Below are 475 nucleotides of genomic sequence, written 5' to 3'. Positions count from 1 at the left end.
TGATCGACGTCGGGGTCAAGGGCACGGCCGAATTTTCCCTGGCCGACGCCGCGGTGTCCTTCAACAGCTACTTCCCCAGCCAGGGCGGCTACCTGGCCAGCATCACCTACCGCAACGGCGAGGGTAAGACCGTGCGCCACCCCCTGGGCGTGTTCCGCCTGAGTGGCCGGCTGGAGCTGAGCTGCTTCGTGGGCACCCAATTACAGGGGGAAGCGGCCACAAAGACACAGTACAAACCCCGCGAACAGCCCGCGGGCGCAACGGCCTTGCTCGGCACGCCAACCCTGGACGTCGGCAAAAGCGGCTACATCGGAGTCAAAGGCACCGCGTTCGCCGGCGCCCAAACCGGTGGTGCCCTGACCGGCAACTTTCAATGGATCGAACCCGACCTGCAAGGCAGCGGCAACATCGAGCCCGGGCAGGCGAATGCCAGCAGCAACTGGGTGGATTTGGCGCAGATCAAGGCGGAGGGGAA

General features: G+C 65.3%; 1 pseudogene. It reads left to right on the top strand.

Features of this window, described 5'->3' with window-relative positions:
- Positions 1-475 (top strand): annotated as a pseudogene (locus EKA13_RS28035) (LysM domain-containing protein); the annotation flags it as partial.

Origin of the sequence: Pseudomonas defluvii, from assembly GCF_001695625.1 — a bacterium.
GTDB classification, from domain to species: Bacteria; Pseudomonadota; Gammaproteobacteria; order Pseudomonadales; family Pseudomonadaceae; genus Aquipseudomonas; species Aquipseudomonas defluvii.
The sequence above is the reverse complement of the archived record's forward strand: the minus strand, read 5'-3'. Positions and strand labels throughout refer to the sequence as shown.